Here is a 14,277-nt window from a genome sequence, read left to right as displayed (position 1 = left end):
CTAGTTTCTCACACATAGATCTGTGTTTTTTTAAACTAAGTGAAACGCCTTTTGATCGTAACAAAAACGATGTTTCTATGTGTTTAAAAAGACAGTTGCAGATTTAAAAAAATTAAAAATTTATTATGAATACAGATATATTAACAGGCGGTGTTCCTTTAAATGAAGCCAAAAAAGCCCTAATCATGATTCACGGTCGCGGTGCGAGTGCGCATGATATTCTTTCGATCGCCAAACATCTTAAAGTTGAAGATTTTGCACTGGTTGCTCCTCAGGCAGAAAACAGAACTTGGTATCCGTATTCGTTTTTGGCTCCGCTAAACGAAAATGAACCTTCATTTTCAAAATCTTTGGATGCAATTCATCAGGTTGTTGTTGCTATTCAGCAAAACGGAATTGAAAAAGAAAATATTTATTTCTTAGGTTTTTCTCAAGGTGCTTGCCTTGCTTTGGAATTTACAACTCGAAATGCTGCAAAGTATGGCGGAATCGTAGCTTTTACAGGCGGATTAATTGGTGATAAGGTGTATGAAAATCATTATTCTGGAAACTTTGAAAATACGCCCGTTTTTATTGGAACAAGCGATCCTGATTTTCACGTTCCTGTAGAAAGAGTGAATGATACCGAAGCACTTATGGAAAAAATGGGTGCTGACGTTACTAAAAAAATCTATCCAAATATGGGACACACCATCAGTCAGGATGAAGTAGATTGTGCAAATGCATTGATTTTTAATAAAAAATAATGATTACCATAACTCGTGTTTACAGCGATGCTAACGGAGAAAGTCATTTTGAAGACTTTCAAGTTCCGTTGAAAAACAATGGCGATATCGGATTTTTATCTGATGATGAGCCTGTCAAATCTATTGTTTTCAGAGAAGTAAGTCCGTCTTACGATTACGATTTTCATAATGCGCCAGACCGCCAGTATATTGTTTTACTGGAAGGTGGCGTAGAAATCGAAACTTCCCTGGGAGAAAAAAGAACATTCCCGACCGGTTCAATTTTATTGGTAGAAGATACTACCGGAAAAGGCCACAAAACTAAAAATATCGAGCCAAAGCTGCGAAAATCAATATTTATAAAATTGTAATTTAAAAAAGTGTCACAGATTAAAAGGATTTTTTTTTTGCCACGAAGGCGCTAAGGCACAAAGTTTTTTTTTGCAAATACTAAAAAGGAATCTCACAAAGAGTCGCAAAGTTTTTTCTAAAATTAAATCAATAATAAATTTCAATCTGCTTAAATCTATTTAAATCTGCGTGAAAAAAAATCAAAAGTAAGCGCAAGACTCTATGTGTATTTATATAAGTGAAACGCCTTTTATACATCCCAAAAAAAACTATGTTTCTATGTGTTTAAGAAAGATTAAATATTTAATCGGCTTGAATCAGTTTAAATCTGTGAGAAAAATATTCTTGTGATTCTCTAAATATGCCATTTCATATCAGTAAAGTCTCGATATATCGTGTAATACCAAATTAGACCTTTCTTAAAAACCCTGAAAATAAAGCGTTTAATCAAATGGAATAGGATTTGGTTATTCTTTGAAAATTTCTAAAACGTGCCATTTTTCATTTCTTAATCTAGGTTAATCGATGCAGAAGCATAACGGACGTAAATTTGTAAAAGAAAAATCAATAACAATTTAATATAACAAATACCATGGAAAATAAAATATTAGGCTTACACCATATTACTGCAATCGCAGGTGACGCTAAACGTAATTTTGACTTTTATTCAAAAGTTTTAGGATTAAGATTTATCAAAAAAACAGTAAACTTTGACGATCCTGGAACATACCATTTTTACTTTGGTGACGAAGTGGGAAGCGCTGGAACAATTCTAACTTTTTTCCCTTGGGGAGAAGGAATCCAACAAGGAAGAAAAGGTTCTGGAATGGCTACTGAAATTGGTTATTCTGTTCCAAAAGGAAGCTTGGATTTCTGGCAGAAACGTTTTGAAAAATACAATGTAATTTACAATAAACCAGCTGAAAAGTTTGGAGAAAAATATTTGACTTTCTTAGATCCAGACGGATTAAAATTAGAGTTAATCGAATCTAAAACAGACGATAACAGAAAAGCTTGGGAAACTGACGAAGTAAAAGCAGATGTAGCTACAAAAGGGTTTCATAACATTACATTGACTTTAAACAGCATCAAAGCAACCGCTGCCATCTTAACAGACATATTCGGTTACAAATTAATCGATCAGGAAGTAAACCGTTACCGTTACGCAACAGATGCTGTAGAAAATGCTGCAATTGTTGACTTGGTAGAATTACCAGAAGAAAAACGCGGCTTAAACGCAAACGGAACTGTTCATCACGTAGCATTCCGTGTTCCAAATGACGAAATTTTGATGAAATTCAGAGAAAAAATTGAAGATTACGGATTGTCTATTACACCACAAATCGACAGACAGTATTTCCACTCTCTATATTTCAGAGAGCCAGGAGGAGTTTTATTCGAAATTGCAACTGATAATCCTGGATTTACTGTAGACGAAAGCTTAGAAGAATTAGGTCAAAACTTAAAACTTCCAGCTCAATACGAGCCACAAAGAGCTGCTATTGAAGCTCATTTGGTTAAAATTAATTAATTGAAAAGCTAAACTGGGTTTGATCCCGAAACACATAACTATTTTGAAAAAGCTATCCTTATTTAGGATGGCTTTTTTGTTTGCCCTGAAACCCGAAAGCACAGATTACGTTGCGCTATTCTTTTTTAATTCAATTCAAAAAGAAATTCACCACCTCTATAATTGCTTACAGAAATGGTGAACCATCAAAAATTAAGTGTTACTCTACTCCGCCTCCTAAAGCACGGTACAGGTTAATTGCTGCATTCAGCTTTTCGAGTTTTATTGTTACCAAATCCAATTCGTTTTGGAGCGAACTGTTTTGAGCTGCTATTACTTCAAGATAATTGGCCATTCCACTTTTGTAAAGCAAAGAAGCATCAGAAGTTGCTTTGTCTAACGATTCAGCTTTATCTTTTGCTAGAACGATACGCTCATCTGCATATTTCATTCTAGACATCGCATCGTTTACTTCGCCAACTGCCGTGATAAAAGACTGTTTGAATTGCACAACTGCTTTTTCTTGTTCTAAAACCGCCACTTCATAAGCAGTTCGCAACGCTTTTTTTCTAAAAATTGGCTGTGCTAAATTGGCCGCAATAGTTTTGGTGATTGAACCTGGAAAATCGAACCAGTTTTCAAATTCAAAAGAATTAACCCCAATTGACGGATTCAAACTTAAAGTCGGATACATTGTCGCTTTGGCCAATCCAGTTTTAGCATTGGCAGACATAACCGCATATTCGCTGGCTTTTACGTCTGGTCTTCTGCTTAAAAGTGAAGCTGGAATTCCTGTTGGGAAGATTACCGAAACTTCAGCCGCATCAATATTTCCTGCTCTTTCAATCTTATCTGGATATTCTCCACATAAAATCTGCAATGCATTTTCTTGAACCGCAATATTCGCTTTCGCTAAAGGCACTAACAATTCGGCCGTTTTCTTCTGAGCTTCGGTCTGATTTACTGCCAAAGAACTTATTGAACCCGATGCATATTGCAATTTCATCATGTCCAAAGTATTGGTGCTCAATTCGATGTTTTTCTCTGCAATTTTAAGCTGTTCATCTAAACCTAACAAATTATAGTAAGACTGCGCAACCTGAACAATAATTCGAGTTTTTAATGCCGAAATATTCTCTTTTTGAGCAAAATAAGCTGCTTTTGCATCTCTTTTCTGCATGGCTGCTTTTCCCCAAATATCTACTTCCCACGAAAGACGAAGATTAGCGCTGTAATCGTCCATGTAATCTTTACCAATAAACTGCTGGCTCAAAGATCCGTTTAGAGAATTTTTAGAAGGATAAGAACGGCTCGCTCCAGCATCGAAATCTAGTGTGGGTAATAACGATAATTTGGCTTGTTTATAACTGAGGTCGAGCTGTTCCATGCTTTTCATGGCAATGATAACTTCATTGTTTTTTACTAAAGCTTTTTCAATCAAAGCAACCAGTAAAGGATCTTTATAATAGCTTTTCCACGGAAGCAAAACCGTGTCTCCAGTTACCGTGATTTCTTCGCGGAACTTTTCTGGAGCATTTAATTCTGTACGGGAGTATTCTTTTCCTACCACACACGATGTCATAATCGCACCTGTAAGCAAAACAAACCCTATTTTATATACTATTTTCATTCTTATTCTTTTATCGTTTGAACTTGAGTCGCGATTTTCTTTCTTGATACTTTTTCCTGTAAATATTGGAATACAATGAAAAGCAACGGAATCACAAAAATTCCCAAAACAACACCGCTAAACATTCCGACTGCCGCACTTACACTGATAGATCGGTTTCCGACTGCAGTTCCTCCAGAAGCAAACATCAACGGAATCATACCCACAATAAATGCCAGCGAAGTCATGATAATTGGTCTTAACCTTGATCTTGCTCCTTCAATTACTGCGTCGATTATCGTTAATCCAGCAAGACGTCTTTGTAAGGCAAACTCCACGATCAAAATGGCATTTTTCGCCAAAAGTCCAACAAGCATAATTAATCCGACCTGAACGTAAATATTATTATCTAAACCAACTGCTTTAATTCCAGCGAAAGCCCCTAAAATTCCAGTCGGAATAGAAAGCAATACAGCAAGTGGCAATAAATAACTTTCGTACTGCGCTGCCAATAAGAAGAATACAAACAATAGACATAATCCGAAGATGGCAACAGTCTGGCTTCCTCCTGCTTTTTCTTCCAAACTTAAACCTGTCCATTCGTAAGTGTAATCAGAAGGCAGTTTATCTAAAACTTGTTCCAGATTCTCCATAATTTGTCCGTTACTATAACCAGGCAAAGCCATCGCTGTAATATTTACCGAATTATAAAGGTTGTAACGGTTTACGGATTCTGGTCCGTACACTTTGTGGAATTTCACTATAGATTTTACAGGAACCATTTGCATATCGGCATTTCTCACAAAAATCTCATTAAAAGCATCTTCATCCATTCTAAAAATGCCATCGGCTTTTACATTCACGCGGTAAAATTTACCAAATCTCGAAAAGTCAGCTGATTGATCTCCTGCAAAATACGTCTGAATATTCCCTAAAAGTTCTTTGATATTTACACCCATTTGGCGTGCTTTATCTTCGTCAACTTCCAATTCCAATTGCGGATAATCGGCTCTAAAAGTTGTGTAGGCATATTGCACTCCAGGCTGTTGCATAATCTGTCCGATTACTTTATCAGACATCGCCTTTAAAGTTTCTGGACTTCTCGCCATTCTGTCCTGCAACACAATTTCGGCACCGCTCGTTACACCAAATCCTTCAACAGGAGGCATTCTGAAAACCATAATTTGGCCTTCTTTAATTTTAGCTAATTTTCCGCTTACGATATTCATGATTTCTTCAATATCCTTAACTTCTCCCCTATCTTTTTTAGGCTTCAATTTGATAAAACCTAATCCGTAAGCAGGGCTGGCACTATTACTCAAAATATTGAATCCTGTAATACTTGTGTTTACATCAATTGCTTCTATTGGAGCCAATTCTTTTTCTAATTTCTGAATTACGGCCGTTGTACGATCCAAAGCTGTTCCTGGTGGCATTGATAAACTGTACACCATAAAACCATCATCTTCAAGAGGTACAAAACTTTTTGGCGTAGACATCATCGTATAAACCGCAATGGCAGTAATTCCGGCAACTAATCCTGCTGCAAGCCATTTTCTGCCAATTAAGAAACGAACACCTTTAATGTATCTTCCCGTTAAATTGTTGAAACCACTATTAAATCCAACGAAAAAACGGTCTTTAAAACTCGTTTTATGTTCATGATCACCATGTTTATGTCCGTGATTTTTTAGCAAAAGTGCACATAATGCAGGCGTTAACGTCAAGGCATTTACAGCCGAAATGATAATCGCAATCGCCAACGTATAAGCAAATTGTTTATAGAAAATTCCAGAAGATCCTGTCATAAATCCAATTGGGATAAATACCGCCGACATGACCAAAGTGATCGAAATAACGGCTCCTGTAATTTCTGCCATTGCACCGTGTGTTGCTTCTTTGGCCGAAATTCCTTCGTCTTCTTCCATTTTACTATGCACGGCTTCGACAACTACAATGGCATCATCGACCACAATTCCGATCGCGAGAACTAAAGCAAAAAGCGTTAGAATGTTAATTGTAAATCCGAAAACAAGCAGAAAGAAAAACGTCCCCACAATCGCAACTGGAACCGCAATTGCTGGAATAATCGTCGAGCGAATGTCCTGAAGGAAAATAAATACGACGATAAATACCAGAATAAAAGCTTCAATCAAAGTCGATTTTACTTGTCCCGTTGCTTCATCCAATCTCTCTTTGGTACTCATTACGTTTACGTATTTGATACCCGGAGGGAAAGATTTAGATAATCGTTCTACTTCTTTGTTGATTCCGATTTCAATGTCGTTTGCATTTGAGCCCGAAGTTTGTAAAATCGCCATCGTAACAGCATTTTTACTGTTCGATTTATTATCACCGCTATACGAAATAGAACCAAATTCAACTCGTGCAACATCTTTTAATCTTAAGACATTGCTTCCATTATTCTTAACCACAATATTTTCATACTGCTCTGGCTTGTTCTTTTTACCTTTGTAACGAATTACATATTCTAAAGCTGCAGAAGATTCTTCGCCCAGTTTTCCGGGAGCCGATTCTAAACTCTGTTCTGCAATAGCTTGAGTTACATCTGACGGAACCAAACCTGCATTTGCCATTTTACGAGGATCTAGCCAAATCCTCATCGAATAATCTTTCACCCCGAAAATCTGAACCTGCCCTACTCCTGGAACACGTTTCATTTGAGGCACTAAGTTGATATTCGCGTAATTCTGCAGAAACAGCTCGTCGTATTTGCTATTATCATCTGTATATAAGTTGAAAATAACAATCATACTGTTTTGCTGTTTAGAAGTCGTAAGTCCCATTCGGATAACTTCTTGAGGCAGTTTTGGCGTTGCTTGCTGTACTCTGTTCTGCACGTTTACCGCAGCTTGATCAGGATCTACACCTTGTTTGAAAATGACACTGATCGAAAAAGATCCGTCATTACTAGCAGTAGATTTGATGTACTGCATATTTTCAACTCCGTTAATCTGCTCTTCTAAAGGTGTTACTACCGAACGAATAACGGTTTCGCTATTTCCTCCCGGATACGAACCGCTTACCATTACCGTTGGCGGCGAAATATCTGGGAATCTTGTTACCGATAATCGGGTAAGACCTATAATCCCCAGTATAACCAGTACAATAGAGATAACTGTGGCCAATACTGGCCTGTCTATTATTTTCTTTAACATGGAAATGTTATTTTATTGAATGAAAAATTATTTACTGCTTGTATTTGCAGTGGCGATTTTTGGAACAACTTCCATTTTATCGTAAAGCATGTCGATATTATTCAGCGCTACTTTATCTCCAGATTTCAATCCAGATTTCACGAAATAATCTGATCCGGCACTTCCTGCGATTTCAATTGGAACCATGGCTACTTTATTGCCTTCTTTTAAAACAAAAACAAAAAATTTATCCTGAATATCTTTTACGCTCGCCATCGGAACTGTTATTACTGATGACAAACTTTTGTTCAAGACAATTCTTGCAGAACCTCCTGAACGCAATATTTTCTTCGGATTTGGAAAAATGGCTTTTAAAGCAATTGTTCCTGTTGCACGATCGATGTTTCCGCTGGCAACTTCCAGTTTTCCTTTTTGATCGTACTCGCTGTCATCGGCCATAATTAAACTTACGGTCTGATTGTTTTTTGCATCTTTTGAAAAAGCCAAATAATCTGCTTCTGTCAAAGAAAAATATACAAATACGCTATTAATCTCCGAAAGTGTTGTTAATGGAACGGCATCGTTTGGTGTAACTAAATTTCCGATACGGTTTGGAATACGACTAATATAGCCACTTACAGGAGCTTTAATCAAAGAGAAATCGGCATTTAACTGAGATGATCCTAAAGCGGCTTTTGCTTGTGCTACTTGTGCAGTTGCAGCTTCATAATTGGCTTGCGCTGTTTTTAACTGCATGTCTGAGAAAACTTTTCCTTCAACTAAAGGTTTGATTTTTTCTACTTCCAATTTCGCATTTGCCTGATTGGCCAAAGCGCTTTTATAAGCTGCACGGCTGTTGTTTACTTGTTCAGCATACACATCGCCTTTAATTTTAAAAAGAGATTGTCCTTTGATTACATAGTCTCCTTCTTTAACATAAATAGCTTCAAGATAACCTGATACTTGAGCTTTTATATCGACGTTCACAGAACCTTCAACTGTTCCTGGATATTTTTTTTCTACTTCTCCAGTTGCCGAATTGGTCTGAAGAAAGTCTACTTCTGGCTTTGGAGGAGCCATCTGTGCATCTCCACTTTTTCCACATGAAGAAAGGGAGATCATTATCAATAAAATTGCAATCCTGCCAATTGCGTTATTATTTTTAAAATACTGTTTTGTCATTTTACTTTTCATTTTTAAATGAATTACCTCAAATTTGGCAGCAAAATAACAGCGTAAAACCGCTTTTTTATGGAAGAAATTTACCCAAACGACATATTTTGATACTGAAACGTTGGCTTGGGTTTATGCCACGAAGACGCTAGGGCGCGAAGTTTTTCTGCCACGAATTCACGAATTTCTCTAATTAAATTCTTTTGTGCAATACTGCAGATAACTTCTCGAATTTTTATCGCCAAGTCGGTAAAACGCAAAGTTTGTCATTTCGACGAAGGAGAAATCTCCGCGAGAAACTCTACAAAGATTGGCTATAGATTATGGAGCTACTTGCGGAGATTTCTCCTTCGTCGAAATGACAAAAATGAGAGCAAAACATCATAAATACAGGAAAAAATTAGCGGAAATTCGTGGAATTTGTAGCAAAAAAAATCGCATCTTCGTATCAAAAAAATTCGTGAATTCGTGGCATAAAAAAAAACTTCACGCCCTAGCGCCTTTGTGTCAAAAACAAAAAAACTTAGAACCTTAGCAACTTTATCTATCCATCCACTGTTTAAAGAAAGGCGTTTTTTCGCGGCTAATGATTACCTCGCGTTCTGGATCTAGTTTTAATTGGATTTTAAGTTTTGCGTTGAAGTAATTCGCAATAGATTTAATGCTTTCTGCACGAATGAAAAACTGGCGGTTGGCACGGAAGAAAATGTTCGGATCTAGCTCTTGTTCCAATTCTTCCATAGTTTGCGGAATCGAGATAATAACACCCGATTTAAGAAATAAATTGCTGGTTTTAAATTCCGAATAGATAAAGTCGATATCGGCAACATCTACACTTTTGTAGCCGTCACGATACGTTACTAAAAAGCGCATTCTGAATACTGGCTTTTGTATAAGTTCTTTTAGAATTCCAGCGATATTCGTTACGCTGGTTTCATTTTTATTTAAAGATTTGAATTTAGTTAAGGCGAATTCCAATTCGTTTTTTTCGATGGGTTTCATCAAATAATCGATGCTGTTTACCTTAAAAGCACGAATCGCATATTCGTCATACGCTGTGGTGAAAATTACTGGACAAGTGATTTCGATTTCGTCAAAAATAGCAAAACTCAGTCCATCAGCTAGACGAATGTCCATTGTGATTAAATCTGGACATGGATTCGATTTTAGCCATGCAACAGTATCTACAACAGTATCAATAATGCCTAGAATTTCGCAATTGGGTTCGAGTTCTTCCAACAGCCTTTTTAATCGGCTAGCGTTAATGCTTTCATCTTCTACAATTAAAATCTTCATAACTCTTAAATTAATGGCAGACGTACTTCATAATAGCCATTTGTTTCTGTGAAAATCGGCATTCTCTGAGATAAAATTTTATAACGAAATTCGATGTTTTTATTTCCAATTCCTGTTGAAGTCAACGTTTTTCCAGCGGTTCTTTGCAGATTATTTCGAACGATAATATCACCAGAATCCGAAAAAACAGAAATGGTTAGCGGATTAGTCAAAGTTGCCATATTGTGTTTTACCGCGTTTTCTACCAACAATTGCAAGGTCAAAGGCGGTAAATGAAGTGCCAACGAAGCAGAATCGATATTAATCTTCAAATCAATTTTTTCGCCTAATCTTTTTTTCAATAAATAAAAATAGGCATTCAGGAATTCTATTTCCTCTTTTACTGTAATGGTATCTTTGTTTGAATTTGAAATCATATAACGATATACTCTCGTTATATTTTCTAAGAACGAAGCCGCTTCTTTCTGATCTTCATAAATCAATTCGGTCAAAGTGCTGAAATTATTGAACACAAAATGCGGATCTAACTGCATTTTTAGAGACTCTAATTTCGAACGTGTTACGGCTTCTTGAAGTTCTGAAGCTTTCACTTTTAATTCAGCTGTTTCTATCGCATTTAAACGCCATCTGTTTAAAAGAAAAATTCCAGTATGAATAGCACTTATAAATAGTGATATAATGGCCGCCATGATTTTGGATTGCCAAATGGTAACCAAATCATTTTCTTCTAAAGCTGTACACGGGTATAAATAATCCCAAAGCCATGAAAAAAAGTAATTAAGAAGAATATTTCCTGCAATTAAGCAGATAAACTGGGCAATGGCCCTAAAGGCTGGATTTTGCTCCCAACTTATGTAATAATTTAACTTTCGGCCAACAAACAAAGTGAGCTCTGTAAGTATGGCGCAATACAATAAAATAATGAAGATGTCGAAGGTCTGGTCTAAATCGAGCAAACCTTCTTCTTCAAAATTTCTGTACGGATTTAGAAAATAATAAGATGAAAGATAAACCAAAAAAACGGCTGGAATTACTATAACTCTGTAGTATTTATAGAAAAAATTCTTGCCCGATTTTTTATTTTGGTTCTTTCTACCCATTTATTCCCTCAACTGTAAAATTGAAAAATCCTATTTTATTAGTGTTCCACTAGAACACCTTCTTCTTTGTTATCGGCTTTAATAGTTTCAACTACTTTTTTATCGCGCATAACGCCCCATTTTAAGCAAGTTGCACCCCAAGAGAATCCTGCTCCAAATGTAGTAATCAATACATTTTGACCTTCTTTGAAATCATCTTTGAAGTCCCATAAACACAACGGAACTGTTGCAGATGTTGTATTTCCGTAACGGTCGATATTTACTTTTACTTTTTCAAAATCAATACCTAAACTTTCGCCCACAGCTGTAATAATTCTCAAATTAGCCTGATGTGGAACTACCCAGTCAATTTGGTCAGCTTCCAATTCATTTTTTGCCAAAGCGTCTTGAGAAACTTGGCTCATGGCAGCAACGGCTCTTTTAAATACAAAAGCTCCGTCTTGTTTTAAATAGTGTGTTCTATGTAAAAGACTCTGCATAGAAGTTGGATTTCTAGAACCTCCAGCTGGTACAGCCAAAGAAGAAACTCCGCTTCCGTCCGTTTTTAGAATCGTTTTCATTAAACCTGCATCAGATTCTATTTTTTCTAATAAAACCGCTCCTGCTCCATCTCCGAAAAGAATGCAAGTATTACGATCTTCATAATCTACGATAGAACTCATTTTATCTGCCCCAACGATGATTAATTTCTTGTAGCGACCACTTTCGATCATGTTTGCTCCCATTTCTAGCGCATACAAAAATCCACTGCAAGCTGCATTCATGTCAATTCCAAAAGCATTTGTAAGCCCACTTTTATCGCAAACAATACTTGCTGTTGGAGCTAAAATGTGATCTGGAGTTGCTGTTGCTACAAGCAAAGCTTCAATTTCGCTACGATCTACATTATAATTTTCGATAAGATTTTCAATCGCTGCTGCGGCAAGATCAGATGTTGCTGTGTCGTCGTCTGCGATTCTACGTTCTCTAATTCCAGTTCTTTTAATGATCCATTCCTCCGATGTATCAACTGTCTCTGAAATTTTTTTGTTGGTCAAAATTGATGATGGTACGTAACCACCTATAGCTGTAATTACTGCGCTCATTGTTTTTTATTTTTTTTAAGCTTTGTACTCTTAGAACCCAATGCTTAATATTTTTTCTTCTTTTTGACAGCTCCCGATAGGAAACGAAATATCTTATAGAGCAGTCGCAGGAAACAATTTTAGTATTCCTTAAAAGCCGATTAAATCTGTTAGCAATAACTTTTTTTGAGAAATTAATGTTTTAGAAACCTTAACAAACTAAAAACACTATACAAAATCCAATTAAAATAAATTAAAAACCTATACAAAGTGTTCTCTCGGTATTACTTTGTGTAGAATCTTTAATTTATCTTATTTTTAAAATCATACAATGCGGTTTCAGTTTGCAGATAATTCTCAATTTTGGCTGTTGCCAATGCTGATAAAAAAACCTATCTGCATTACGTTTTTTAGAGTGCCACAAAATTAATTTAAAAATATCTTAAACTAGCAGACAATTAAGAATAATTAACAAAACTGGCTGAAATGTTAAAATATAATTTTGAAATTCGACAACTAGCTCCAAAAATTATAAAATTCCTAAAATCAAAAAAAATCTGTTAAATTTTATTTTGATACCATTTCTTCAAAAAAACTTTATAATTTTTATATCATTATTTTTAAATCAAATCAATCTTTAATAATTCGGAAATGACAATAATGGGATATCAAGTCCCGCTGCCAGAATCCTAGTTTTGCTTCTGTGAACCAAAGAATCCCAAAAACCGTATTTTTGAGGCACCATAATCAGAAGATCGGCTTCATAATTTTTAATTTCTTTCTTAATTTCGTTAATAACAGCGTTCGATCTAACTGTTTTATACAGATATTTTACATCTTCAAATTCTTTTTCGAGATTCGAATTCATCAAAATTCTGTGCTGTTCTTCTTTCAAATCATCCAATTTATCATCTACAGTAAAAAACTCAATTTCGGCTTCAAAATCACCTAAAGCATTTTTGATCCAGCTGAATTTTTTAATGGCCGAAAAACTTAAGCTGTCACAAGCATATAAAACCTTTCTTATATTAACGAAACGTGCATTTTGAGGAATAGCCAAAACTGGAATCTGCAAATTTTTAATCGCTGTTGTAGTTGAATTTCCTAATAATTCCTGCTCAAAAGAACGTTCTGCCATTCCCATTACCACAACATCTGCATTGGTCTCCTTAATAATTCTTGGGAGTTCATCTTCTAAAAAAGAATACGTACAGATTGCTGCAGTTTCAATTCTATACAAATCGGCTGTTTCCTTTGCTAATTTTTCTAGCCTATCAATTGCCCTATCAATCTGCTTTTGCATGGCATCTGCAGTTATATGTGAGTTTGCGCTGTGCACGCTCAGAGAAAATGAATTAAATAAAACCAATTTTGCTCCAGTAGCTCTTGCAAGTCCTGCTGCATAAGCAACTGCGTTATTGGCAATATCAGAAAAGTTTGTCGCGGCGATTATAGTAAGAGGTGAAATCATAAAATAATAATTAAGCTTTCCGCAAAATTCTTCAATTTAATGCTTTTGTCTTTTTTTATATCACCGAATAATCATTTTTTACGACTCAACCGTAAAATTTCATGCCTGAAAAAATAGCCTTTCGTTTTTTGTTTCTTACTTTAAAACCGTCAAAAATTACTGAAGCGAGCCGTTTCAATATTTATTACTTTTACCTTTATTAAAACTTCAGTAATGGATGCTAAAAACCTCTTAAAAAAACATGTCTCAAAAATTGTTGCCTTAACAGACAAACAGTTTGATTATTTCTTTTCGCATTTTAAAATAGAAACTTTTAAGAAAGGGCAAACTGTTATTAGCGAAGGTCAGAATGTTGACAAAGAGTATTTTGTTGTTTCTGGCTGTCTAAAATCTTTTTATGTTAATGATGAAGTAAAAATGTATATCCTGCAGTTTGCGATGTCTACTTGGTGGGCATCTGATTACGCGGCACTTTACAACAAAACCAAAGCAACAATTAATGTTGATTGCATTTCGGATGTTGAAATTCTTTCTCTTTCTAATGATGATCGAGAAAAACTCTGCAGAGAAATACACGAAGTTGAGCATTTCTTTAGATGGCGTACCAATCGCGGTTATGTGGCTTCTCAGAAAAGATTGCTTTCTTTTATGAATAATGATACGAAAACGAGATACGAAGAACTGCTGGCTCTCTACCCTGCTCTATACAACACTGTTCCCAAACATTTAATTGCAGCTTATCTAGGTGTTTCAAGAGAAACCTTAAGCCGATTATACAACGCTTCCAAATCGCATTGACGAATGTGATCTACATCACGTA

11 protein-coding genes are annotated in these 14,277 nt (G+C 35.8%); 4 read left to right on the top strand and 7 right to left on the bottom strand.

Annotated elements, in window-relative coordinates; genetic code table 11:
- Nucleotides 1-125 precede the first annotated feature (125 nt).
- The 3 genes from ACNRYB_RS14495 (at nt 126) to ACNRYB_RS14485 (ending at nt 2,607) form a co-directional block, all read left to right on the top strand.
- A complete protein-coding gene (locus tag ACNRYB_RS14495) occupies nt 126-746 on the top strand; it encodes an alpha/beta hydrolase (protein ID WP_343706177.1) in 621 nt (206 codons plus the stop codon).
- Nucleotides 746-1,096, top strand: coding sequence for a cupin domain-containing protein (locus ACNRYB_RS14490; RefSeq protein WP_119790407.1), 351 nt, complete (start codon nt 746-748; stop codon nt 1,094-1,096). Before ACNRYB_RS14495 ends, ACNRYB_RS14490 begins: the two co-directional genes overlap by 1 nt.
- 572 nt (nt 1,097-1,668) lie before the next feature.
- On the top strand, nt 1,669-2,607 hold the full coding sequence (locus ACNRYB_RS14485) for a ring-cleaving dioxygenase (protein WP_343706175.1): 939 nt from the start codon (nt 1,669-1,671) through the stop codon (nt 2,605-2,607).
- 199 nt (nt 2,608-2,806) lie between these two features.
- On the opposite strand, the gene ACNRYB_RS14480 is transcribed toward ACNRYB_RS14485, so the two are convergent.
- From ACNRYB_RS14480 to ACNRYB_RS14450, 7 genes are all read right to left on the bottom strand, one after another.
- The gene (locus ACNRYB_RS14480; RefSeq protein WP_473727692.1) at nt 2,807-4,216 is read right to left on the bottom strand and encodes an efflux transporter outer membrane subunit; all 1,410 of its coding nucleotides are present in this window, start codon (nt 4,214-4,216) and stop codon (nt 2,807-2,809) included.
- A gap of 2 nt (nt 4,217-4,218) precedes the next feature.
- Complete coding sequence (locus ACNRYB_RS14475) at nt 4,219-7,374, bottom strand: efflux RND transporter permease subunit (protein WP_473727691.1); 3,156 nt, start codon at nt 7,372-7,374, stop codon at nt 4,219-4,221.
- Between the two features lie 27 nt (nt 7,375-7,401).
- Entirely contained in the window at nt 7,402-8,535 is a 1,134-nt protein-coding gene (locus ACNRYB_RS14470; protein WP_473727690.1) for an efflux RND transporter periplasmic adaptor subunit, read from the bottom strand.
- Between the two features lie 531 nt (nt 8,536-9,066).
- Nucleotides 9,067-9,822, bottom strand: a complete 756-nt coding sequence (locus ACNRYB_RS14465; protein ID WP_473727689.1) for a LytR/AlgR family response regulator transcription factor — start codon at nt 9,820-9,822, stop codon at nt 9,067-9,069.
- 5 nt (nt 9,823-9,827) lie between these two features.
- Nucleotides 9,828-10,922 (bottom strand): sensor histidine kinase, encoded by a 1,095-nt coding sequence (locus tag ACNRYB_RS14460; RefSeq protein ID WP_129747422.1) that lies wholly within the window; start codon nt 10,920-10,922, stop codon nt 9,828-9,830.
- A 38-nt stretch (nt 10,923-10,960) separates the two neighbouring features.
- A complete protein-coding gene (locus ACNRYB_RS14455; protein ID WP_473727688.1) occupies nt 10,961-12,007 on the bottom strand; it encodes a beta-ketoacyl-ACP synthase III in 1,047 nt (348 codons plus the stop codon).
- Nucleotides 12,008-12,623: 616 nt separating this feature from the next.
- Nucleotides 12,624-13,457, bottom strand: a complete 834-nt coding sequence (locus ACNRYB_RS14450) for a universal stress protein (protein ID WP_473727687.1) — start codon at nt 13,455-13,457, stop codon at nt 12,624-12,626.
- A gap of 213 nt (nt 13,458-13,670) precedes the next feature.
- Here ACNRYB_RS14450 and ACNRYB_RS14445 point away from each other — a divergent pair, with 213 nt between their 5' ends.
- Nucleotides 13,671-14,255: a Crp/Fnr family transcriptional regulator gene (locus ACNRYB_RS14445; RefSeq protein ID WP_473727686.1), complete on the top strand. Its 585-nt coding sequence runs from the start codon at nt 13,671-13,673 to the stop codon at nt 14,253-14,255.
- Nucleotides 14,256-14,277: the final 22 nt, after the last annotated feature.

The organism is Flavobacterium sp. CR10, from assembly GCF_055814415.1.
The sequence above is the reverse complement of the archived record's forward strand: the minus strand, read 5'-3'. Positions and strand labels throughout refer to the sequence as shown.

Excerpts from the sequence above, each read along its gene's own strand:
- ACNRYB_RS14495 (WP_343706177.1), top strand. The coding sequence starts at position 126 with ATGAATACAGATATATTAACAGGCGGTGTTCCTTTAAATGAAGCCAAA.
- ACNRYB_RS14490 (WP_119790407.1), top strand. The coding sequence starts at position 746 with ATGATTACCATAACTCGTGTTTACAGCGATGCTAACGGAGAAAGTCAT.
- ACNRYB_RS14485 (WP_343706175.1), top strand. The coding sequence starts at position 1,669 with ATGGAAAATAAAATATTAGGCTTACACCATATTACTGCAATCGCAGGT.
- ACNRYB_RS14480 (WP_473727692.1), bottom strand. The coding sequence starts at position 4,216 with ATGAAAATAGTATATAAAATAGGGTTTGTTTTGCTTACAGGTGCGATT.
- ACNRYB_RS14475 (WP_473727691.1), bottom strand. The coding sequence starts at position 7,374 with ATGTTAAAGAAAATAATAGACAGGCCAGTATTGGCCACAGTTATCTCT.
- ACNRYB_RS14470 (WP_473727690.1), bottom strand. The coding sequence starts at position 8,535 with ATGACAAAACAGTATTTTAAAAATAATAACGCAATTGGCAGGATTGCA.
- ACNRYB_RS14465 (WP_473727689.1), bottom strand. The coding sequence starts at position 9,822 with ATGAAGATTTTAATTGTAGAAGATGAAAGCATTAACGCTAGCCGATTA.
- ACNRYB_RS14460 (WP_129747422.1), bottom strand. The coding sequence starts at position 10,922 with ATGGGTAGAAAGAACCAAAATAAAAAATCGGGCAAGAATTTTTTCTAT.
- ACNRYB_RS14455 (WP_473727688.1), bottom strand. The coding sequence starts at position 12,007 with ATGAGCGCAGTAATTACAGCTATAGGTGGTTACGTACCATCATCAATT.
- ACNRYB_RS14450 (WP_473727687.1), bottom strand. The coding sequence starts at position 13,457 with ATGATTTCACCTCTTACTATAATCGCCGCGACAAACTTTTCTGATATT.
- ACNRYB_RS14445 (WP_473727686.1), top strand. The coding sequence starts at position 13,671 with ATGGATGCTAAAAACCTCTTAAAAAAACATGTCTCAAAAATTGTTGCC.